The organism is Curtobacterium sp. APC 4022 (genome assembly GCF_030407555.1).
GTDB lineage: Bacteria > Actinomycetota > Actinomycetes > Actinomycetales > Microbacteriaceae > Curtobacterium.
Genome location: NZ_JASDDD010000059.1, coordinates 17,554 through 19,951, shown reverse-complemented (window position 1 = coordinate 19,951; position 2,398 = coordinate 17,554). Strand labels below are relative to the sequence as shown.

The window sequence follows — 2,398 nt, the reverse complement described above, 5'->3', positions numbered from 1 at the left end:
GGTGACCGCCCGGTGACCGCGATCGTGGCCGTCGTCGACCGGGTGGTCGGGAGCCTCCCGGTCGTCGGCGGACTGCTCGGCGACGACACGCTCGGCACCGTCACGGCACCCGTCACCGGCACCGTCGACGACGCGCTGGGAACGGTCGGCGACGTCGTCGGCGTCCTGCCCGGCGTCGTGTCCGAGGTCCCCGACGTCGTCGGCGACCTTCCCGGCGTCGGTGGCGGACTCCTGCCGGGAGGCTCCCTCCCCGTCGTCGACGTCCCCTCCGTCCCCGTCGGGGTCACCCCCGGCACCGGCGGATCGGTTGCGCCGATCCTGCCGGGAGTCCTGGAGCCGGCCGCTCCCGCAACGCCCGCCGTCGCCGTGTCGGCCACCGAGGCCGCGCACGCCACGACGACCGCGGCCGCGCCGGGCACGAGCACGAGCACGGGCGCAGCTGACCAGACCACGACCGTGTCGTCCCCGTCCGTCGTCCGCGCGAGCACGTCGGCGGCGGTCGACGGTCCGCTCGCTGCCTGCACGGCATCGACCCCCCTCGCTGCCGCGACCTTCGGCGGCGCGGCCCTCGTCCTCCCGGAGGGTGGCGTGCCCGTGCACGCACCGTTCGAGGGCGCCACCGGCGGCACCGCAGGCGGATCCGCCGCAGGCAGTTCCGGCGGCGCGAACCCGATCGGCACCGTCGGTGCCGACGCACAGACCTCCCCCCTCGCCGCGGGTCACCGCGGCCCGGTCACCGACAAGGCCCTCCCGGCATCGCTCGTCGGCGACCACGACGTCGCCCCCGATTGAGATCGGCGCACCTGCCCGCCACGGCAGGACGCGTCACCGACCGCCTCCGTGCGGTCGACCAACCATCTCGATCAGGAGTGAACGACCATGAACAAGAACGTCACCCGAGGGCTCTTCTTCGCCCTCTGCGTGGGCGGGCTGACGCTCGGTGGAGCCGTCGCGGCGAATGCGGCGACGACCACCGGAGCGGACGGCATCGCCTCCGGGACCCAGATCGCGCCGAACGTCGACGCACCGGTCTCCGTCACCCGCAACGCCTTCGGCATCGTCGGCGACGCGGTCTCGGCCGCCACGAGCCCGGCGGCTGCGCCAGCTCCGGCGGCACCTGCACCCGCGGCACCGGCGCCCGCTCCGGCGGCACCTGCTCCGGCACCGGCTCCGGCGCCCGCCGCGCCGACGACGAGCGGTGCTGACGGCATCGCGTCCGGCACCCAGGTGGTGCCGGAGGTCACGGCTCCCGTGACCGTCAGCGGCAACGCCGTCGGCGTGCTCGGCGACGCGGCTGCTGCGCCGGCACCCGCTCCGGCGGCGCCGGCACCCGCTCCGGCGGCGCCGGCACCCGCTCCGGCGGCGCCGGCTCCGACGACCAGCGGCGCGGACGGCGTCCTCTCCGGCACCCAGGTCGCTGGCGACGTCGACCTCCCGGTGACGGTCGGCGGCAACGCCGTCGCCGTCGCGGGGGAGGCCACCAGCACCGGCTCGAGCACCGCGGCTCCGACCGCCGCTCCGGCCAGTGCCGCTCCGGCGGCGACGCCCGCGTCCACCTCGGGCGCGGACGGCCTGCTGTCCGGCACACAGGTCCTGCCGGACGTCTCGATCCCGGTCACGGTGTCGGGCAACGGCATCGGGGTCCTCGGGAACGGCGCCGCGAGCGCCGGTCCGTCGACCTCCGGCACTCCGGCTGGTTCCGGCTCGACGGGAGGCGCGCCCTCCTCGACGACGTCAGGCTCGGACGGTCTCATCTCCGGCACGCAGCTCCTCGGCACCGTCTCCGTGCCGATCACGGTGACCGGGAACGGCATCGGGGTCCTCGGTGACGGTACGAGCACCGGCGGCTCCAGCACCGGCGGTTCGACCACCGGCACCGGCGCCGGCGCTGGGACCGGCAGCGCGCCGGTCTCGGGCGGGACGACTTCGGGGGAGGACGGTGTCGGTTCCGGCACGCAGGTCGCTCCTGTGGTGTCGGTCCCGGTGACCATCGGTGGGAACGGCATCGGCGTGATCGGTGACGGCACGAGCACCGGCGGTTCGACCACGGGCACGGGCACCGGCACCGCGCCGGTCTCCGGCGGGACGACCTCCGGCGAGGACGGCATCGGCTCCGGGACGCAGGTCATCCCGGTGATCGACATCCCGGTCACGATCGGTGGGAACGGCATCGGCGTGATCGGTGACGGCACCAGCACCGGCGGTTCGACCACCGGCACGGGCACGGGGACCGGCAGCGCGCCGGTCTCCGGCGGGACGACCTCCGGCCAGGGTGGCATCGGCTCCGGGACGCAGGTCATCCCCGTGATCGACATCCCGGTCACGATCGGTGGGAACGGCATCGGCGTGATCGGTGACGGCACCAGCACCGGCGGTTCGACCACCGGCACGGGCACCG

1 protein-coding gene and 1 pseudogene are annotated in these 2,398 nt (G+C 75.7%); both read left to right on the top strand.

All coding sequences use genetic code 11. The features are described from left to right. A pseudogene (locus QL987_RS14795) lies at positions 1–792 on the top strand (hypothetical protein); the annotation flags it as partial. Positions 793–879: 87 nt separating this feature from the next. After that, positions 880–2,398 (top strand): cell wall anchor protein (locus QL987_RS14790; protein ID WP_290158357.1); only part of this gene is annotated, 1,519 nt, incomplete at its 3' end.